This is a genomic window from Azospirillum rugosum (genome assembly GCF_017876155.1).
GTDB classification, from domain to species: domain Bacteria; phylum Pseudomonadota; class Alphaproteobacteria; order Azospirillales; family Azospirillaceae; genus Azospirillum; species Azospirillum rugosum.
This window is the reverse complement of the sequence record NZ_JAGINP010000031.1, coordinates 65,547-85,531: the sequence shown is the minus strand read 5'-3', so window position 1 is coordinate 85,531 and position 19,985 is coordinate 65,547. Positions and strand designations below refer to the sequence as shown.

Genomic DNA, 19,985 nt, shown 5'->3' with positions numbered 1-19,985 from the left:
CTTCCGCCGGTCGGCGGCGTTACGGGAGCTGTTCTTCCCACCGGTCGAGCGCGACTCAGCCATAATCCGACCATCCCCTGCAATTTTCTTTCATGCCGTCGCCAATCCGGCGCATGGCACGGTCCGAACGGGCGGCCCGCTTCATCCCCGATCCGTGGAGACGGCGATTACCGTCCGGCCTGGACCCGAAAATCGCGTAGGGGCTACACCATTCGTATCGTTACGAAGTTACCAGGGAATGTATAAAATCCAATGAAATTAATGCGCGAACCTGCATCAGCGTTGCTCTACAATTCGTCTCTTTTCGTCGCATTTTGTCGCAAGATGCTGAAACGGCACCGAAGCCAACGTGTATAGCGCCCGGAACAACACAACCATAAACGCACGCTCTTGCCGTTTTTCTGACGAAGCGGCGCGACTGTTCCAGCGTTCATCGCAGCATTCTTGCCATGTGGCTGCCGTGACACGGCTTTTTGACACGCGACGGTGCGTTGCACCCGCAAGGGTGGTGCATTTTTCTCGAACATCAGGCGCATGAATTTTGTGTGACGCCCCGCATGATGCGGCCGGCGCTTGGCGTGCCGGGAGAGCCGGCGCCTCAGTCGGCGCGGCGTTCCTGGGCGGTCCGACGGACGGAGAAGCTCGCGGCCCGCGGCGGTGCCGTCCCGGCCCCCGCCAGCATCTCGGTCACGCGGGCGACGAGCGCCCCGGTCTCGAAGGGCTTGTGAAGCACCTCGCAGCCGGGTTCCAGGATGCCGGTGCCCAGCGTCGCGTCGTAGGCGTAGCCGGTCATGAACAGGACGCCCAGATCCGGACGCCGGGCCCGCACCGCCTCGGCCAGCTGCCGCCCGTTCATGCCCGGCATGCCGACGTCGGTCACCATGAGGTCGGCGCGGATGCCGCCGTCCAACAGCTCCAGCGCCTCCGCACCGCTGGACGCCTCGATCACCTCCAGCCCGGCGTCCTCCAGCGCCTGGACGGCGACCATGCGGACCAGCGCCTCGTCCTCGACGATCAGGATGGTGCCGGCCGTGTCGTCCGCCCCTGTGGCGTCCGGGGCGGGCGCACCGACGGATTCCGGAACCTCGACCGGACGTGCGGCCCGTTCGACGAGGCAGCGCGGCAGGTAAAGGCTGACGGTCGTGCCGCGGCCCGGCTGGCTTTCGATGCGCACGAGGCCGTGCGACTGGTTGACGAAGCCGTACACCTGGCTGAGGCCGAGGCCGGTGCCCTGCCCGATCGGCTTGGTGGTGAAGAATGGATCGAAGGCGCGGTTGATCACGTCCGGCGGCATGCCGCTGCCGGTGTCGCCGACCGACAAACGCACATAATCGCCGGGCTTGGAGCCGAGCGGCAGCTCCTTGTCCGACAGATGGACATTCTCGGCCGCGATGGTGATGCGGCCACCCGCCGGCATGGCGTCGCGGGCGTTCACCGCCAGGTTCAGCAGCGCGATCTCCAGCTGGTTCGCGTCGCACCAGGCCGGCCAGACGTCCGGGGCCATGCGGGCCTCGATGGTGATCTGCTCGCCCACCGTACGGCGCAGCAGATCCTCCATCCCGCGCACCAGCCTGTCCGGCTCCGTGGTGTCGGGCCGCAGCGGCTGGCGCCGGGCGAAGGCCAGCAGACGCTGGGTCAGGGCCGCCGCGCGCGTCGCCCCGGCCTTGGCGTTGGAGGCGTAGCCCCGCAGGGTCTCCTGGTCCCCGAAGCCGAGCCGGGCGATCAGCAGTTCCAGGTTGCCGGTGATGGCGGTCAGCAGGTTGTTGAAGTCGTGGGCGATGCCGCCGGTCAGCTGGCCCAGCGCGTCCATCTTCTGGGCGTGCCGCAGCGCCTCCTCGGCGCGCTCCCGTTCGGCCTCCGCGCGCAGGCGGGCGGTGACGTCGACGATGGCCCCCATGGTGCGCAGGAAGTTGCCCTGCTCGTCCCGCTCGATCCGGGCGGACACCAGGATGTCCGCCACCTCCCCGGACCGCTTGATGAAGCGGTAGGGCAGGTCGCGGACCACGCCGTCGCGCAGCAGCACGGGCCAGCGCTCGTCCCGGTGGAGCCGCGCGCACTCCTCCGGCATGAAGTCGGTGACGTGACGGCCCAGGACCTGCCCGCGGTCGTCGTAGCCCATGAACTCCAGCCAGCGGTCGCTGACGCTGAGCAGCCGGCCCTGGGAATCGAGCGAGTGCAGGGGCACCGGCGTCTTGGCGTAGAGCGTGCTGAGGTCGGCCTGCGCGCGTTCCCGTTCCGACACCTCGGCGCGCAGCCGGTCGTTCGCCGCGACCAGTTCCGCCGTGCGCGCCTCGACCAGCCGCTCCAGGTCCTTCCGGCTGTCGGCGAGCGCCTTGCGGGCGGCGATCGCGTCGTCGATGTCGGTGCAGGTGCCGAACCAGCGCATGGTCCGCCCGGCGTCGTCGCGCAGCTGCTGCGCGCGGCCGAGATGCCAGCGGTACAGGCCGTCGGACCGGCGCAGCCGGTACTCGATCTCATAGCCGTCGCCCGTGCGGGCGGACTGCGTCCAGCAGGCGACCGTCCGTGCCCGGTCGTCGGGGTGCAGCACCGCGATCCAGCCGTCGCCGACCGACCGGCGCATGGACAGGCCGGTGTAATCGCACCAGTTCTCGTTGAAATAGTCGGGGGCGCCGTCGGGCGTGGCCGTCCACACCAGCTGGGGCATGGCGTTGGTGATGGTGCGGAACTGCGCCTCGCTTTCGCGCAGGGCCGCCTCGGCGGCGCGGCGCTCGGTCACGTCGCGCACCACCACCGAATAGGCAATGTGCGCGCCGGCGCTGTCGCGCACCGTGGTCAGGACGCAGGAGCCCCAGAACCGCCGCCCGCTGCGCGCGGCGTGGCGCCATTCGACCTCGTGGCGGCCGGTCGCGGCGGCCTGGGCGAGCGCGCTGTCCACTTCGTGCCGGCTGCGGTCCTCCGGCGCGAAGAGCATGGCCAGCGGACGGTCCAGCACCTCCGCCTCGGCGTGGCCGAACAGGCGCCGGCTGCCTTCGTTCCAGGACGTGACGCGGCCGCCCAGGTCGAGCGTGAAGATGGCGTAGTCGCGGATGTCGTCGATGGCCTGGTGCAGCCGGCTCAGGCTTTCCTCGGCGCGCTGCCGGTCGGCGAGCGTGCGCGCCTCGTCGATCGCGCGGCTGACCGCGGCGGGCAGCCGCGCCAGCCGGTGCTTCAGCACATAATCGCGCGCCCCCTGCTTCAGCGCCTCGACCGCCGTTTCCTCCCCCATCCGGCCGGACAGGAAGAGGAACGGCGTCTGAGGCACCCGCTCCTTGGCGATGCGCAGCGCCTCCATCCCGTCGAATCCCGGCAGCGAGAAGTCGGCCAGGATCAGGTCGTAGCGCTGGGGGTCCAGCGCCGCAATGAAGGAGTCCCGCGTCTCCACGCGGCTGACGTTGCAGTGGATGCCGGCCTTCGTCAGGTGGGCGCAGGCCAGCTCGCAGTCGAGCGCGCTGTCCTCGAGGTGCAGGATGGTTACGGAGGCCGGCATGCCCGTCAGCCGCCCTTCCCCGCCGCGCCGGAGGCGCCCCGCCGGTGGCAGCCGACCGGCGGCTCGTTCAGGATGGCCCAGAAGGCGCCCAGGTCGCGGATCGCCTCGAAGAAGGCCTTGAAGTCCACGGGCTTCACGACGAAGGCGTTGACGCCCGCCTTGTAGCTGCGCACGAGGTCGCTTTCCTCGCGCGACGCCGTCAGCATGACGACGGGCACATGGCGGGTTTCCGGGTCGCCCTTCACCCGCTCCAGCACCTCCAGCCCGTCGACCTTCGGCAGCTTGAGGTCGAGCAGCACCACGGCCGGCAGCATGGTCGGCTTGCCCGTCTCCGGGTCGCGGCGGGTCAGCAGGGCCAGCGCCTCCTCCCCGTCGCGGGCCACGATGACGTCGTTGGCGAGCTGGCATTTTTCCAGCGCCGCCAGCGTCAGTTCCAGGTCCCGCGGGTTGTCTTCGACCAGCAGGATGGGCTTCAGGTCACTCATTCGGGTCTCGCAACTCCGGTTTGGCGCGATCCGGTTTGCCGGATTCCGGTTTGGCAGATTCCGATTTGGTCGGGTCGGCCTTGGGCAGCGTGAAGAAGAACGCGGCGCCCTCGTCCAGGCGCCCTTCGGCCCAGGTCTGGCCGCCATGCCGGTCGACGGCGCGGCGCACGTTGGCCAGCCCGATGCCGATTCCTTCGAACTCCTCGTTGCGGTGAAGCCGCTGGAACACGCCGAACAGCTTCTTCACGTACGCCTGGTTGAAGCCGACGCCATTGTCCCGCACGTAGAACAGCGTCTCCTTCGGCCGGTCCTCGCAACCCACGGCGATGCGCGCGGGTTCCCGTCCTCGCGTGTATTTGATCGCGTTTGACAAAAGATTTTGCAGGACCAGCCGCATCATGGTGGGGTCGCCCCGCACCGTCGGCAGCGGCCCGACGTTCCAGTCGATCGCCCGCCCCACCGCTTCCGGGGCCAGCGTCTCCCGCACCTCGCCGACCAGCTGGCCCATGTCGATGGACACGGGCGTCAGTTCGCTCCGCCCCATCTGCGAGAAGTGCAGCAGGTTGTCCACCAGCGAGCCCGCCGTGTTGGCGGCGTCCACGATGGTGTCCAGGTAGCGGCGGCCGGTCGCGCTGAGATGATCGGACTCCAGTTCCTGCAACAGCTCGGCGTAGCCGACGATGTGGCGGAAGGGCGCGCGCAGGTCGTGCGAGACGGAGTAGGAGAAGGACTCCAGCTCCTTGTTGGACCGGGCGAGTTCGCGGGACAGCGCCGCCAGCTCCTCCGCCTTGCGCAGAACGATGCCGATGATGGCGTGGCGCAGCTCCGCGGCCGTCTCGCGCTCCGCCAGGGTCCAGGGCAGCGCGCGGTGGCGCACCGTTTCCTTCCACGCCTCGAAGGAGGTGCGGGGGTGCAGGCGGGTGGCGCCCGGCTCGTGCCTTTCGGGCTTGCGGGGGTCGCCGCCCCAGCGGACGGTGCGCACGACCTCCGGCCGAAACCACAGGATGTAGCTGGCGTGCAGCTTCGACACGGCGATGGCCAGCAGGCCCGCCGCCTTGTCCTCGAAGGCCGCGGCCGGCGGGTGGAGCGCCGACAGGCTGTCGGTCTCGAACTGCTCCGGCTCGCCCTGCTCGGCCAGCCAGGAGACGAGCCCCATCACCTCCCGGACGGTCGGCGTCTCGCCGACCAGCGTGCAGGTCTGCTCGAACACCACGGCGGCGCCGGTGGCGGCGGCGAAGCGCAGCAGGTCGTCGGGCGCCTCGGTCAGGCCGGCGATGAACGGATCCGCCTGGGCCATGGCGGCGAGCAGCCGCGCCTGGATGGCCTTCAGCGCGATGCGGTGCTCGGCGTCGCGGCGGTCCTCCACCGCGGCGATGCGCACCGACAGGATCTGGGCGATCAGGTCGCAGGCCGACCGCAGCGCGTAGGACACCTGGAACGGGTCCTTGTGGTGGCAGGAGATCAGGCCCCACAGGCGGCCGTGCAGCAGGATCGACACGGACATGGAGGAAGCGGTCTCCATGTTCCGCATATACTCGACATGGACCGGCGATACGCTGCGCAGCACGGAGAAGCTGAGGTCCAGCGGCCGGCCGGTGCCCGGGTTCAGCGCCGGCAGGATCGGCACCGGCGCGTAGCCGGAATCGGGGATCAGGCGCTGCCGGTTCAGCCGGTACAGCTCGCGCGCCTGGACGGGGATGTCCGTGGCGGGGAAACGCAGGTCCAGGTAGGAGGGCAGACGCCCGTTGCCGTCCTCCGCCACCACCGTGCCGTGCCAGTCGGCGTCGAACCGGTAGACCAGCACGCGGTCGAAGCCGGTCAGCGCGCGCACCTCCTGCGCGGCGCAGGCCAGGATGTCCGCCGGCGCGTTCAGCGCGTCCAGCCGCTCGATGGTTTCGCGCATCCGCGGGTAGACGTGGTCGAGCCGGCTGTTCGCCTCGTCGGTCAGCCGTTCCAGCTCGACGACGACCGCGCCATCCTCGGCGGCGTGGGCGAGGATCTGGACCATGCCGACGGACGGCAGCGCCGTCAGGCCGACCGGCACGGGCCGGTTGGGGAACGAACGCTTGCCCAGGAAATCGGCCAGGGGCCCGGCAAGCTCCGGGCGGACCACCTCCTCCACCGGCCGCCCGAGCGCATCCTCCACCGCCACCCGCAGGGCGGGGCCGGCGTTGGCGCTCGCCTGCGTCAGCGTGAAGGCCGCTCCGGCGGCATCGTCGGACAGGGCCAGCAGCAGGCCATGGGGCTGGATGCTGCCGGGGATGTGGATCGGCTCCCGACTGCACGCATTGAGATCAAGATCGTCAGTCGCCATGACATCCCGAAGGCTTGGAAAGGCAATGGGACAAAAAAAGGCTCCCTGGTCTGAAGGTCGATCTGCGCTCGCCCGCCGAAATGCGGCGGAATTTCCGCCGTAAAACCCCGCGCAAATCCCCGATGAAGACGCTTGCAGAATCGGAAAGCCATACGGGACTGAAGGCCAAGGATTGAGTTGGCCATTCCATCTCTGGATATCAATCACCTTTCGTGGCGGCAATACCACCAAGGCCCGAGAAGCCGGAGAATGGTCGTATACCATCTCAGACGGTCGGCAACTTAAGCGCGATCGATGCGTCGGCGCCTGCACGCGCTATCCGCCGGGCGTTCATTACCTCACGCGTAATCGCGCCTCGGCCGCGGGACGGCGATGCTGTGGCCATCCGGTCAATGCCGGACCACTGTAAAGCCAAGAGGGAGACACCCATGACCAACGCCACCGAACAGGCCGGCCGGACCGCCCACCAGTACCTCGCCGCCTGGAACGAGCGCGACCCGGACCGCCGCCGCGCCATGATCGTGCAGGGATGGGCCGAGGACGCCCGCTACGTCGACCCGATGATGCAGGGGGCCGGCCACGCGGAGATCGACGCGATGATCGCCGCCGTCCAGGAGCGCTTCCCGGGCTTCCGCTTCGCGCTGCACGGCACGCCGGACGGGCACGGCGACCGGGTGCGCTTCTCCTGGTCGCTTGGGCCGGTGGACGCCGAGCCCCTGGCGATCGGAACCGATTTCGTCCAGCTTGCCCCCGACGGGCGGATCGGCTCGGTCACCGGCTTCCTGGACCAGCTTCAAGCCGCTGCCTGATCCTCCGGCCCGGCGCGCCGGCATCCTTGGCAACCGCCGCCGCGCCGGGCCTGCTACCCTCAGATCTCAGGACAAGAAACGCAAAGGGAGGACCAACCCATGCTGCAAAGCGCCACCCGGCTCCGGCCGATCCCCCGGACCGTGCCGCGCCAGCCGGTCGGCGAACTTCTGCGCGCCTGGCGGAAGCGGCGCGGCCTCAGCCAGCTCGACCTCGCCTGCGAGGCCGACGTCTCCACCCGGCACGTCAGCTTCCTGGAGACGGGGCGCGCGCAGCCCAGCCGGACCATGCTGCTCCACCTGTCGGAACGGCTGGACATCCCGCTGCGCGACCGCAACGCGCTGCTCGTCGCCGCGGGCTTCGCGCCAGTCTTTTCCGAACACCGGCTGGACGATCCGGAGATGCAGGCGGCCCGCCAAGCCGTGGACCTCGTGCTGGCCGGGCACGAGCCGCACCCGGCGCTGGCCGTGGACCGGCACTGGACCCTGGTGGCCGCCAACCGGGCGGTCGCCCCGCTGCTCGCCGGCGCGGCGCCGGACCTGCTCCGCCCGCCGGTGAACGTGCTGCGCCTCAGCCTGCATCCCGCGGGCGTGGCGCCGCGCATCGAGAATTTGGCGCAATGGCGTGCGCACATCCTGCACCGGCTGGCGCGCCAGATCGACGCCAGCGCCGACCCGGCCCTGGTCGCCCTGCTTGATGAGCTGAAGGCCTACCCGTCCCCGGACCCACAAAGCCGAGCCGAGGCGCCGTCGCCGCATGAGGGCGTGGTCGTTCCCTTGCGCCTGCGCACCGACTCCGGAACGCTCAGCTTCTTCAGCACGACGACCGTCTTCGGCACGGCGGTGGACGTCACCCTGTCCGAACTGGCCATCGAGGCCTTCTTCCCGGCCGACGCCGCCACGGCCGAGGCGATGCGCCAAGCGCTCGCCCCGCCGTAACGCGTCTGTACTTCGTCACTGCATGGTGGCGTACTTACCGTCCTTCCACTCGTACAGGACGTACTGCGGCTTCGTGACATCGCCCTTCTTGTCGAACTGGATCTCGCCGACGACCGTGTCGAAGGTGCCGCCGTGCAGGGCGTTGGACAGCTTCTTGCCGTCCGTGGCGCCGGCCTTCTTCAGCCCCTCCGCGATCACCTGGACGGCGGCGTAGCTGTAGAAGGCGAAGTTGCCGGGGTCGGGCAGGCCGGCCTCCTTGAACTTGTCGACCAGCGCGCGGGCCGCCGGGTTGCTGAGGGCGGCGGCGCTGTCGGTGAACAGCGTCCCTTCGCCCGCCGGGCCGGTGATCGACCAGTATTCGGGGTTGTTCAGCCCGTCGCCCGCCACATACTGGGCCTTCAGCCCCATCTCCCGCGACTGGCGCACGATCAGGCCGAGTTCCGGGTGGTAGCCGCCGTAGAAGACGGCGTCGACGGCCTTGTCCTTCAGGTTGGAGATCAGCGCCGAGAAGTCCTTCTCGCCCGCGGTGACGGAGGTCCGGTAGGCCACCTTCACGCCCGCCTCTTCCAGCGTCTTGGCGACGACGTCGGCCAGGCCCTTGCCGTAGGACTGCTTGTCGTCGATGACCGCGATGTTCTTGCCCTTGAACTTCTCCGCCAGGAAGCGGCCGGACACCACGCCCTGCTGGTCGTCGCGCCCGCAGACGCGGAACACGGTGTCATAGCCGCGGTCGGTCAGCGTCGGGTTGGTGGCGGTCGGCGTCACCATGATGACGCCCTCCTCGTGATACACCTCCGACGCCGGGATCGCCGAGCCGGAGCAGAGATGGCCGTCCACCGCGACCACCTTGTCGGTGACGAAGCGGTTGGCGACCGCCACCGCCTGGCGCGGGTCGCAGGCGTCGTCGCCGACCTTCAGCACCAGCTGCTGGCCCAGGACGCCGCCCTTGGCGTTGATGTCCTTGATCGCCAGCTGGGCGCCGTAGACGGTCTGCTGGCCCAGCGCGGCGACGGCGCCGGTGGTGGCGGTGCCGAGCCCGATCGCGATGTCGGCGTGGGCCGGCGCAAGTCCGGCCATCAGGGCGAGGCCGCTGGCGACGGCGATTCTGCTGAACATCGGTGTTCTCCCTTCCGAAACGGTGCACTGCCTTAAACAACGGCAGCGGCGCCTTGTCGAGCCGCTTCTCAAAGCACCACTGCATGTCCGGGTTTCTCCCGCGTCGGTGGCGTTTGGCCGGCGAAGCACGTACACTGCCGTGCGGGTTCGGGACGCGACGGAAGGCATGCAGGGGTGAACCGGAACGGAATCGAGGCCGCGCGGATGGGCACGGCGCGATGCAGCCATTGCGCGGTGCGCGATCTGGTCCTGTTCGGCGACCTGACGGATCCCGACTTCGACCTGATCCACATCCCCATTGACGAGCTGAAGTTTCCGCCCGGCGCCACGCTGTACAGCGCAGGCGAGGACGGCGGGCCGCTCTTCACCATCCGCAGCGGGCTGGTGAAGCTGGTCCAGTTCCTGCCCGACGGCACCCAGCGCATCGTGCGGCTGCTTCGCCCCGGCGCCGTGGCCGGGCTGGAGGTGCTGGTCGGCCGCCCCTACGAGCACACCGCCGTCGCGTTGCAGGAAACGGAGACCTGCCGCCTGCCGCGCGCGGTCGTCGAACGGCTCAGCAGGGAGACGCCGCGCCTGCACGCCCGGCTGATGGAGCGCTGGTACCAGTCGCTGCACCAGGCCGACGAATGGCTGACCGAGCTGTCCACCGGCAGCGCGCGCCGCCGGCTCGCCCGGCTGTTCCTGATGCTCGCGGCCGACCGCCCGAATGAGCCGGTGCGGCTGTCCGGCCGGGAGGACCTGGGCGCCATGCTCGGCGTCGGGATGGAGACGGCCAGCCGCACCATCGCCGAGTTCAAGCGCGCCGGCCTGGTGGCGGAGCGCGCGCCGAACGTCTTCGACTGCGACCGTCCGGCGCTGGAAGCGGTGGCGCTGGACGGATAGGGCGCCGCCCACAAAATTCCACCACCTCGTCCCGCCCTTTGCGGATTCGCAAAGGCAACGCGTCTCACCGTCCCTAGCCTACGGCACGGCCCCCTGTCCCGGCCGAACGACGGACGAGCATGATGAGCGTCACCAGCACCGAACCCCAAACTGCCCCGCGCAAGGGCAGCCTCTACGCCAAATACAGCAAGATCTACCCGAAGTCGGTGGCCGGGACCTTCCGGCGCCTGAAGTGGCTCGCCCTGGTCATTCTGCTGGGCATCTACTACGTCACGCCCTGGATCCGCTGGGACCGCGGGCCCGGCGCGCCGGACCAGGCGGTGCTGGTCGACCTGCCCGGGCGCCGCCTGTATTTCTTCTTCATCGAACTGTGGCCGCAGCAGGTCTATTACCTGACCGGAACGCTGATCCTGGGGGCGGTCGGGCTGTTCCTGGCGACGGCGCTCGCCGGGCGCGTCTGGTGCGGCTACGCCTGCCCGCAGACGGTGTGGAGCGACCTGTATCTCTGGGTCGAACGCCGGATCGAGGGCGACCGCGGCGACCGCATCCGGCTGGACCACGCCCCCTGGTCCCTGGCGAAGCTGTGGACGAAGGCCGCCAAGCACAGTGCGTGGCTGCTGATCGCGCTGGCGACCGGCGGGGCCTGGGTCTTCTACTTCAACGACGCGCCGACGCTCGTCCGCGACCTTGTGCATTTCAACGCGTCCAGCAACGTCCTGCTGTTCATCGGCCTGTTCACCGGCACGACCTACCTGCTGGCCGGCTTCGCGCGGGAGCAGGTGTGCATCTACATGTGCCCCTGGCCGCGCTTCCAGGCCGCCATGCAGGACGAGGAAAGCCTCGTCGTCACCTACGAGGACTGGCGCGGCGAGGGCCGCGCCCACCTGAAGCGCGCGCAGAGCTGGGAGGAGCGGCGCGCCCAGGGGAACGGCGACTGCATCGACTGCGCGGCTTGCGTCCATGTCTGCCCGACCGGCGTGGACATCCGCAACGGCCCGCAGATGGCCTGCATCGGCTGCGGCCTGTGCGTGGACGCCTGCAACGACGTCATGGCGAAGATCGGCCGCCCCGGCGACCTGATCCGCTTTGACTCGCTGAACGCGCAGGTCGCGCGGGCCAACGGCACGACGCCGAAATTCAAGCCGATCCGCCCGCGCACCATCATCTACACGCTGATCCTGACCGTCATCGGCGGGCTGATGGCCATCGGCCTGGTCCTGAAGCCCAAGGTGGACGTGAACATCCTGCGCGACCGCGCGCCGCTGTTCGTGACCCTGGCCAACGGCGACATCCAGAACGCCTACACGGTCAAGGTCCTGAACATGACCCGCGCCGCCCAGGACTACCGCCTGACCGTAACGGGCCTGCCCGGCGCCACGCTGGCGCTGGCCGGCGGGGAGGGCGAGGCGTTCGGCCAAGCCGTCGACGTCCACGCCGATCCGGACAGCGTCGCCACCCACCGCGTGCTCGTCCGCATCCCTCGGGATGCCGTCCGGCAGACCTCGACCCCCACCGCCTTCACCGTGACCCGCCAGCCCGACGGCTTGGCCGTCCGGCACGACACCATCTTCCTCGCCCCCTGACCACCAACCCTTCCGTTGACAAGGAGACCCGCCATGAACTTCGACGCCACCACCTACATCGCGCTGACCGGGGCCGCCAGCGTCATCGTCGTCACCATCGGCGTCTTCGTCTTCCTGCTGACCCGCAAGGGCAAGTAGGCTCCTCTACGACGTCTTCTTCACGCGGGTGACGAGCTGCGTCGGATCGACGAAGCGCAGCGCGATGAACAGCCAGACCAGGGTGGTCGCCATGTAGATCATCGCCATGGCGTCCACCGACTGGCCGGCCCGCACGCCCGCCGCGAAGACGGAGTAGTAGAGCGCCACGACCAGCGTCTGGCTGCTCGGCCCCGCGGTCAGGAAGGTCAGCTCGAACATGGCGACGGTGCGGACCAGCACCAGCAGCCCGGCCGCCAGCATGCCCGGCGCCAGCAGCGGCACCAGCACGTGCAGGAAGACCCGCGGCGTGTTGGCGCCGAAGACGCGGGCGGCGGATTCCAGCTTCGGGTCGATCTGCTCGATGAAGGGCGTCATCACCAGGATGACAAAGGGCACCGTAGGCACGAGGTTCGCCAGGATCACGCCCGTCATGGTGCCGGCGAGGTGCAGCTGGTACAGCACCGTCGCCATCGGGATGCCGTAGGTGATCGGCGGCACCAGCAGCGGCAGCACGAACAGCAGCGTCACCAGCCGCTTGCCCGCGAACTCCCGCCGCGCCAGCGCGTAGGCGGCGGGCACGCCGATCAGCAGCGACAGCACGACCACCGCCAGCACCACCTCCATGGTCACCAGCAGCACGTCGCCCAGCTGGAACTCGTCCCAGGCCGAGAAGTACCAGCGCGTGGTGTAGCCCGGCGGGAACCATGTGCCGAGCCAGCGCGTGGCGAAGCTGTTCACCCCGACCGCCGCGATCAGCGCGAACAGGTTCAGCACGAAGAAGCCGATGGTCAGCCAGACGAGGCTGTTCCAGGCCTTGGACATCAGATTGTTGCCGCGCATCGCATTGGACGCCATGGTCCTCACCCCTTCCCGCTGCCCATCGGGCCGCGGTAGAACAGCCGCCGCCCGGCCAGCACCGCCACCACGACGACGAGTTGCACCGCCGCCATGATCATCGCGATGGCCGAGGCCATCGAATAGTCGTACTGCTCGAAGGCCGCCTGGTAGGCGGCGATGGAGATGACGCGCGTCGGCCCGGCCGGCGCCCCCAGCAGCACCGCGGAGGGAAAGACCGAATAGGCCTGCACGAAGGCCAGGCAGAAAGCGATCGCCAGGCCGGGGACCAGCAGGGGCAGGAAGATGTGGCGGAACTGCCGGCTGGGACCCGCGCCCAGCGTCGCCGCCGCCGCGGGCAGCGCCGGGTCGATGCCGGTGATGTAGGACAGCGTCAGCAGGAAGACGAAGGGGAAGCCGGTGATGACCAGGGACAGGAATACGCCCCAGTAATTGTGCGTCAGCCGCACCGGCCCGCTGCTCAGCCCCAGCTCGATCAGCGTGCGGTTCAGCCAGCCCTGCGGCCCCAGGTAGGTCAGCAGCCCTTCCGCCACCAGAACGGTGCCGAGCGTGATAGGGATGACCAGGATGGTCGTCAGCGCGCGCTGCCAGCGCAGGTTCCGCACCCGGAAGGCGATGGGAATCGCCAGCGCCATGTTCAGCACCGTGGCCGGCAGGGCCAGCCACATGGTCGTCCCGATGGTGTCGTAGAGGTACGGGTCGCTGAAGAAGGTCGCGTAGTTGGAGAAGACGCCGCCCTTCGCCGGCTCGAAGGACAGGATCAGGCCGTAGATGAAGGGATAGATGAACAGCAGCAGGACGAACAGCGCGGCCGGCACCACCAGCAACGTCGTGCGGTCCCAGCCGGCCGCCGCCATGCGGCGGCGCAGGGTCGGCCTCGCGGCCGCCGGGGGATGCTCCGCGACGTGGGTCGTCATGCGCCCTCCTCCGCGGCGAAGACCAGCACGCGCTCCGGTGCGGCGCGCAGGTGCACCGGCTCCTTCAGGTGCAGCCGCTGGTGCGAGCGGAAATGCAGCAGAAGGCCGGTGGGGGTCTGCGCCGTGGCCGCGTATTCGCGCCCGATGAACTCCACGCTTTCCACGACGCCGGAGATCGCGTCCGCCCCCTCCGGACCCGGCAGCACGTCCTCCGGCCGGATGGCGACGGCGGCGCGGCGGCCGCTGCCCAGCGCGTCGCGCGGGATTCCGACGACACGCAGGTCGTTCCGGCGCACGGCCACTCGCTCGCCCTGGTCCCCGTCCAACTCGCCCTCGAACACGTTGCGGTAGCCCATGAAGCGCGCGACGTCCAGCGTCGCCGGGCGGGCGTACAGCTCCTCCGGCGTGCCGATCTGGCGCACCCGCCCGTCGCGCAGGACGACGATGCGGTCGGCCAGCGACAGCGCCTCGTCCTGGTCGTGGGTGACGTAGACGGTGGAGCGGCCAAGCTCCTGGTGGATGCGCCGGATCTCGTGCCGCATCTCCAGCCGCAGCCGGGCGTCCAGGTTCGACAGCGGCTCGTCCATCAGGACCAGCGGCGGCTGCACGACGATGGCCCGCGCGATGGCGACGCGCTGCTGCTGGCCGCCGGACAGCTGGCCGGGTAGCTTGGCCCCGTGGGCTTCCAGCTGGACCAGCCGGATCGCCGCATCGATGCGCGCCTCCGCCTCCGCCTTCGGCACGCCGCGCATGGCGAGCCCGAAGCCGATGTTCTTGCGCACGGTCATGTGCGGGAACAGGGCGTAGTTCTGGAAGACCATGCCGAAGCCGCGCCGTTCCGGCGGCAACTCGTCGATGCGGCGGTCGTCCACCCAGATGCTGCCCCCGGTCAGGGACAACAGCCCGGCGACGCAGTTCAGCGCCGTCGACTTGCCGCAGCCCGACGGCCCCAGGAAGGCGATGAACTCGCCGCGCCGGATCGTCAGGTCCAGATCCTGCAGCGCCATGACTCCGTCGAACCCGCGGCTGACCCGGTCCAGCCGGATCTCCCCGAACTCACCGTGCGAGCGAGCGCCCTCGGCGCGTGGCATGGGCGGTGTCCTCATTGTTGAGTCATGCTTTTGGATCGTTCCAATTACCGGGGCCCCCACCCTCCCGCTTCGCGGGTCCCTCCCTCCCCCGCTTCGCAGGTGAGGGCCAATTTGCGAGAGCGGCGGCAGTCCCCTCCCCTGCAAAGCGGGGGAGGGTTAGGGTGGGGGCATTACTTGACCAGTGGGGGCAACACTCACCCCGTCACTTCACTTCGTCTTCGCCGCCCCGATGCGCTCGTCCCACAGGCGGAAGGCGTCGACCAGGCCCTTGGCGTCGAGCGGCAGTTCGATGGGGTTGTCGGCGATCAGCTTTTCGTATTCGGGCCGGCCGAACTCCTTGATCGCCTCCTGGCTTTCGGTCGGGGCCATGGCCAGCGTCACGTCCTTCACGGCGGGGCCGGGGTAGAAGTAGCCCTCATCAAAGGCGTAAGCCTGCTGCTCCGGCTTCAGCATGAAGGCCATGAGGTCGAGGACGACGGCCAGCTTCTCCGGCGGCAGCCCCTTCGGCACGACCATGTAGTGGGCGTCGGCCACCCAGTGGAAGCCGTTCAGGGCCGCCACCTTCGCCTCCTTCGGCACGGTGCCGAGCACGCGCGGGTTGATATCCCAGCCGGTGGTCGTCGCCACCATGTCGCGGGATCCCTCGCCCAGCTCCTTCATCGTCGCCGTCGTGCCCGACGGGTAGTATTCGATGCAGGAGTTGAGGTCCTTCAGGTAGGCCCAGGTCTTCTCCCAGCCGTTGACCGGATCCTTGGGGTCCTTGTCGCCCAGCAGGTAGGGCAGGCCCATCAGGAAGGTGCGGCCGGGGCCGGAGTTGGCCGGGCGGGCGTACATGAACTTGCCGGGGTTGGCCTTGCACCAGGCCAGCAGCTCGTCCGGGGTCTTCGGCGGGGTCTTCACCCGCTCCGGCGCGTATTCCAGCAGCGGGCCGGAGGGGTAATAGGTGACCACGATGCCCTGGTTGTTCGCCAGCCCCTGCATCTTCGCCGCGGCGGGCAGGTAGTTCGCCTCCAAGTTCGGGAACTTCTCGGCGTAGTTGGGCAGAAGCGGGGTCCACAGCCCCTGCTCGAGGCCCGCAGCAAGGCCGTCGGTGCCGGTCAGCACCAGGTCGATGTCCACGCGGCCCGCGTTCTGCTGCGCCTTGATCTTGCCCGCCAGCTCCGGCGCCGGGGCCTTGGTGAAGGTGAAGCGCGAGACGCGGGTGGGGTTGGCCTTCCGATAATTCTCGATGGCCTTTTGGGTCAGCGCCAGGTTGCCCGCCACGTCGATGACGTTGATCGTCACCGGCTCCTTCGGGAAGGCCGGAAGCTCGGCTTGCGCCGGCAAGCCGGCGCAAAGACCCGTCACGAACAGGCCGGTCGCCGCGAAACCCGCCAACACCGAACGCCGGCCGCTGTTGCCGTTCATGGTCCCTCCTCCCTACTCGGTTATGCTTTTGGGGAAGCGTAGCGACGGCTTTGATCGATTGTCAAACTATTCGATGACTTTACCATTTCGGCGCTAACCATCGGGTCACCCCGGACCTGGAGAGACGAATCGCCGGCCGAAACGTTGTCTTCGCCGACGGCAGCCCCAACACTCAGCGTCATGACCCAGACCGACACCGACGCCCAAGCCGCAGCCCCCAAGCAAAGCCCCGCTCCGCCCTCTCCGCGGACCGCGACACCCGGCCCAAGCGGTCAACCGGTGGCGTGGAGCCCGTGGATCGTGCGGGCGGCCGTTTTCGGGCTGGCGCTCGTCTTGGTCGTCGCCTTCTTCACGCGGTGGGATCTCTGGGTCGGCTCCAGCATCCGGCAGACGACCAACGACGCCTACCTGCAATCGGACACGACGCCCATCGCGGCCCAGGTGGCGGGCGTGGTCCGTGCGGTTCCGGTCGCCGACTTCCAGCGCGTGAAGGCCGGCGACCTGCTGGCCGAGATCGTGGACGCCGACTACCGCGCCAAGGTCGCCCAGGCGGAGGCCGCGCTGAACGCCGCCATCGCCGCCATCCAGGCGCTCGACGCCCAGAAAGCCACGCAGCGCACGCTGATCGAGCAGGCCAAGGCCAACGTGAAGGGGCTGGAGGCCGACGCCTGGCGGACCCGCCACGAGGAGGACCGCCAGACGGAGCTGGCCGAGCGCGGGCTCGCCGGCACCCAGCAGGCCCTCCAGCAGGCCCAGGCGGCGGCCCAGCGCGCTGCCGCGGCGCTGGAGGCCGGGCGCGCCCAGATCGACCAGCAGAACGCGATCCTTCAGGGGCTGGACGCGCAGGGGCAGGAGGCCCAGGCCACCCGCGAGCAGCGCGACGCCGAGCTGGCGCTCGCCCGCATCAACCTGGGCTACACCCGGATCACCGCCCCGGCGGACGGCATGGTGGGGCAGCGGCAGGTGCGGCCCGGCCAGTATGTGGGGCCGGGCAGCCAGGTCATCACGCTGGTGCCCCTGCCCCGGGTCTGGATCGTCGCCAACTACAAGGAAACCCAGATGACCCGGATCCGCATCGGCCAGCCGGCCAACGTCCGGGTCGACGCCTATCCGGACGCGGATCTGCACGGCCATGTGGAGGCCTATTCCCCGGCCAGCGGCAGCCAGTTCGCCCTGCTGCCGCCGGAGAACGCCACCGGCAACTTCACCAAGATCGTGCAGCGCATCCCCGTAAAGATCGTGCTGGACGAGCCGAACCCGCTGGAGGACCTGCTGCGTCCCGGCATGTCGGTGGTGGTGACCATCGACACCAGCGACGCCGGGTCCCGCCGCATCGCCGTGTCCGACGGGAGCGCCCCGTGACCGACCAAGCCCTGCCGGCGGGTCCGCGCCCGCGCTTCCGGCTGTCGCTGGGGCCGGCGATCACGACCCACCCCTTCATCGGCATCTTCGCGGTGCTGCTGGGGGCCGTCATCTCGACCCTGACCTCGCGGATCACCGCCTTCGGGCTGGCCGACATCCGCGGCGCCATCGGCGCCGGCTACGACGAGGGGGCGTGGATCACCACCGCCTACACGGTGGCGCAGATGCTGGTGGCGCCGGGGGCCGCCTTCCTGGGCGTGGTGTTCGGGCCGCGGCGGGTGCTGCTGGTCTCCTCCGCCACCTACGGGCTGGCCGTGCTGGCGCTGCCGCTGACCGGGTCGCTGCCGGGCGTTCTGACCTGCCAAGTGCTGGCCGGCCTGTCGTCGGGCACCTTCATCCCGCTGACCATCGGCTTCATCGTCCGCAACCTGCCGCCGCAGTTCCTCGTCTACGGCCTCGCCATCTACGCCATGAACGTGGAGCTGTCGCTGAACGTCTCCGCCTCCATCGAGGGCTGGGTGTCGGAGAACCTGAGCTGGCAGTGGATCTTCTGGGACACCGCCCTGCTCGCCCCGCTGATGTGGCTGTGCGTCTGGTTCGGCATGCCGGCGGAGCGCACGCGGACCGACCTGCTGAAGAGCGGCGACTGGTGGGGCATCGCCTACGCCAGCGTCGGCTTCGCGCTGGTCTACGCCGCGCTCGACCAGGGGAACCGGCTGGACTGGCTGAACTCCGGCCTGATCACCGGCCTGCTGCTGGCCGGCGGGCTGCTGGTCGCCGCCTTCGTCGTGCAGGAGATGACCTGCGACAATCCCTGGATCAACTTCCGCGCCCTGATCCAGGGGAACATCCTACTGCTGTGCCTGCTGCTGGTCATGGTGCGGCTGGTGATGCTGTCCACCGCCTACATCATCCCGCAATACCTGATCACGGTGCACAATTTCCGCGGGCTGGAGGTCGGCGACACGCTTCTGCTGATCGCGTTGCCGCAGCTCCTGCTGGCGCCGGTCGTCGGCACGCTGCTGCGCTACGCCGACCCGCGCGTGGTCATGGCCGTCGGCTTCGCCGCCGTGGGGATGGCCTGCTTCCTCGCCTCGCACCTGACCGCGGACTGGGTGGGCGAGACCTTCCTGCCCTCGCAGATGCTCCAGGCCTTCGGCCAGTCCTTCGCCTTGACGTCGCTGGTCTTCTTCAACGTGAAGAACCTGAACCAGACGCACATCCTGACGCTGGGCGCGCTGCTGCAGACCTCCCGCCTGCTGGGGGGAGAACTTGGGGCGGCCTTCATCCAGACCTTCGTGCGGGTGCGGGAGCAGTTCCACTCCTTCACGCTGGGCATGAACATCGAAAACGGCGATCCCGCCACCGTGCAGCGGCTTGCCGGCACGGCCGCGCGCGTGGTCGCCCGATCCGTCGGGCACGAGGAGGCCGCGGACCGCGCGGCGGCGCTGCTGGCCGCCACCGTGCGGTCGCAGTCCTACGTGCTGGCCTACATCGACGGCTTCGTGGTGATCGGCTGGTTCATCATCGGCGGCCTGCTGCTGATCGCCCTGCTCCGCCCCGCGCCGGGAAGCTGACCGGCGCCGCGATCATCCGCCGCCCCCGATGTTGAAGAAGGCCGGCCCGCTGGAGGCGGGGCGGAGGAAGAGCCAGCGGAAGAGCCAGCGGGGGATCCCATGCCGACCTTGTCCGGAAACTACGACCGCTTCGCCGCCAACAGCTGGGCCGTGAATGCCAACGTCTGGAATCCGGGCCGCTACCAGAACGGCCGCGACTTCACCCAGACCATCACCATCCCCGACGCCACCATTCCGAACACCACCATCCCGGGCGCCACCACCCAGGCCACCGCCTTCCCCAGCGGGACGACCCTGTCCTGGAACTGGCCCTACGACAGCGGGCGGGCGCTGACCTACAACAACTACCCCGTGCGCGCCTATCCGGAGCTGACCTACGGCGCCAGCCCCTGGGGCAACGCCCCCTCCACCACGGTCAACCTGCCGGCGCGCATCGGCGACGTGGGGAACCTGGACATCGGCTACAACTTCGGCATCGCGGGCGACCCCAGGCTCTACAACGTGGCCTTCAGCCTGTGGATCAGCGACGACCCGTCCAAGGGGCTGGCCGGCGTGACGGACGAGGTGATGGTGTGGGTCCACAGCGGCTACTTCAGCCCGGCCGGCCAGCAGGTCGCGAAGCTCACGGACCAGACCGGCCCGGCGACCCTGTGGAACAAGAAGGTTTTCAGCGGCGGGGTCGACACCAACCCGGTGGACTGGGAATACACCGTCGTCAAGTACGACCAGGACCAGCTGGCCGGCACCTTCGACGTGGACGCGCTGATGAAGACGCTGGTGGACCGGGGCATCGTCGCCAAGGACGATTGGCTGCTGGGCGTCCAGGTGGGTTCGGAGGTCACCGCGGGCGTCGGGTCGCTGAGCATCGCGAACCTAGCCGTGAACTTCATGGGCCCACCGCCACCCCCGACCGTCCCCACCGGCGCGCCGGCAACGCCGACCCCGACACCGACCCCGGCACCAGCGCCGGCCGCCTTGCTCACCCAGCCCGACAGCGGGATCGTCGCCCCGCCGACGCTCTCGTAG

The 19,985-nt window shown here is 69.4% G+C and carries 15 protein-coding genes; 7 read left to right on the top strand and 8 right to left on the bottom strand.

The features are described 5' to 3' along the window. Nucleotides 1-598: 598 nt before the first annotated feature. The 3 genes from J2851_RS31310 to J2851_RS31300 are packed head-to-tail and all read right to left on the bottom strand — an operon-like array spanning nucleotide 599 to nucleotide 6,286. Nucleotides 599-3,487: a PAS domain S-box protein gene (locus J2851_RS31310; protein ID WP_209771720.1), complete on the bottom strand. Its 2,889-nt coding sequence runs from the start codon at nucleotides 3,485-3,487 to the stop codon at nucleotides 599-601. A gap of 5 nt (nucleotides 3,488-3,492) precedes the next feature. Then, the gene (locus J2851_RS31305; protein WP_209771718.1) at nucleotides 3,493-3,972 is read right to left on the bottom strand and encodes a response regulator; all 480 of its coding nucleotides are present in this window, start codon (nucleotides 3,970-3,972) and stop codon (nucleotides 3,493-3,495) included. Then, nucleotides 3,965-6,286, bottom strand: a complete 2,322-nt coding sequence (locus J2851_RS31300; RefSeq protein WP_209771715.1) for an ATP-binding protein — start codon at nucleotides 6,284-6,286, stop codon at nucleotides 3,965-3,967. The genes J2851_RS31305 and J2851_RS31300 overlap by 8 nt, the downstream gene beginning before the upstream one ends. A 428-nt stretch (nucleotides 6,287-6,714) precedes the next feature. Between J2851_RS31300 and J2851_RS31295 the strand changes: the two genes are divergently transcribed. Next, entirely contained in the window at nucleotides 6,715-7,095 is a 381-nt protein-coding gene (locus J2851_RS31295; RefSeq protein WP_209771713.1) for a nuclear transport factor 2 family protein, read from the top strand. A 99-nt stretch (nucleotides 7,096-7,194) separates the two neighbouring features. Further along, nucleotides 7,195-8,031: a helix-turn-helix domain-containing protein gene (locus J2851_RS31290; RefSeq protein WP_209771711.1), complete on the top strand. Its 837-nt coding sequence runs from the start codon at nucleotides 7,195-7,197 to the stop codon at nucleotides 8,029-8,031. 15 nt (nucleotides 8,032-8,046) lie between these two features. Here J2851_RS31290 and J2851_RS31285 read toward each other — a convergent pair whose 3' ends face one another. Further along, nucleotides 8,047-9,147, bottom strand: a complete 1,101-nt coding sequence (locus J2851_RS31285) for a branched-chain amino acid ABC transporter substrate-binding protein (protein ID WP_209771709.1) — start codon at nucleotides 9,145-9,147, stop codon at nucleotides 8,047-8,049. A gap of 174 nt (nucleotides 9,148-9,321) precedes the next feature. Between J2851_RS31285 and J2851_RS31280 the strand changes: the two genes are divergently transcribed. Continuing rightward, on the top strand, nucleotides 9,322-10,029 hold the full coding sequence (locus J2851_RS31280) for a Crp/Fnr family transcriptional regulator (protein ID WP_307420693.1): 708 nt from the start codon (nucleotides 9,322-9,324) through the stop codon (nucleotides 10,027-10,029). A 119-nt stretch (nucleotides 10,030-10,148) separates the two neighbouring features. Beyond that, nucleotides 10,149-11,612 carry a cytochrome c oxidase accessory protein CcoG gene (ccoG, locus tag J2851_RS31275; protein WP_246501062.1) on the top strand — a complete coding sequence of 488 codons (1,464 nt, stop codon included), beginning with the start codon at nucleotides 10,149-10,151 and terminating at the stop codon, nucleotides 11,610-11,612. A 144-nt stretch (nucleotides 11,613-11,756) separates the two neighbouring features. On the opposite strand, the gene J2851_RS31270 is transcribed toward ccoG, so the two are convergent. The 4 genes from J2851_RS31270 to J2851_RS31255 all read right to left on the bottom strand — a co-directional run bounded on the left by J2851_RS31270 (nucleotide 11,757) and on the right by J2851_RS31255 (nucleotide 16,020). Beyond that, nucleotides 11,757-12,605, bottom strand: a complete 849-nt coding sequence (locus J2851_RS31270) for an ABC transporter permease (protein WP_246501061.1) — start codon at nucleotides 12,603-12,605, stop codon at nucleotides 11,757-11,759. 5 nt (nucleotides 12,606-12,610) lie between these two features. After that, complete coding sequence (locus J2851_RS31265) at nucleotides 12,611-13,522, bottom strand: ABC transporter permease (protein ID WP_246501060.1); 912 nt, start codon at nucleotides 13,520-13,522, stop codon at nucleotides 12,611-12,613. Beyond that, nucleotides 13,519-14,613 carry an ABC transporter ATP-binding protein gene (locus tag J2851_RS31260; protein ID WP_209771707.1) on the bottom strand — a complete coding sequence of 365 codons (1,095 nt, stop codon included), beginning with the start codon at nucleotides 14,611-14,613 and terminating at the stop codon, nucleotides 13,519-13,521. Before J2851_RS31260 ends, J2851_RS31265 begins: the two co-directional genes overlap by 4 nt. Nucleotides 14,614-14,820: 207 nt before the next feature. Then, on the bottom strand, nucleotides 14,821-16,020 hold the full coding sequence (locus tag J2851_RS31255) for an ABC transporter substrate-binding protein (protein WP_209771705.1): 1,200 nt from the start codon (nucleotides 16,018-16,020) through the stop codon (nucleotides 14,821-14,823). 300 nt (nucleotides 16,021-16,320) lie between these two features. Between J2851_RS31255 and J2851_RS31250 the strand changes: the two genes are divergently transcribed. The 3 genes from J2851_RS31250 (at nucleotide 16,321) to J2851_RS31240 (ending at nucleotide 19,985) form a co-directional block, all read left to right on the top strand. After that, nucleotides 16,321-17,382: an HlyD family secretion protein gene (locus J2851_RS31250; protein WP_307420691.1), complete on the top strand. Its 1,062-nt coding sequence runs from the start codon at nucleotides 16,321-16,323 to the stop codon at nucleotides 17,380-17,382. Continuing rightward, nucleotides 17,379-18,959, top strand: a complete 1,581-nt coding sequence (locus J2851_RS31245) for an MFS transporter (protein ID WP_209771699.1) — start codon at nucleotides 17,379-17,381, stop codon at nucleotides 18,957-18,959. The genes J2851_RS31250 and J2851_RS31245 overlap by 4 nt, the downstream gene beginning before the upstream one ends. Before the next feature lie 99 nt (nucleotides 18,960-19,058). After that, entirely contained in the window at nucleotides 19,059-19,985 is a 927-nt protein-coding gene (locus tag J2851_RS31240) for a GH12 family glycosyl hydrolase domain-containing protein (RefSeq protein WP_209771696.1), read from the top strand.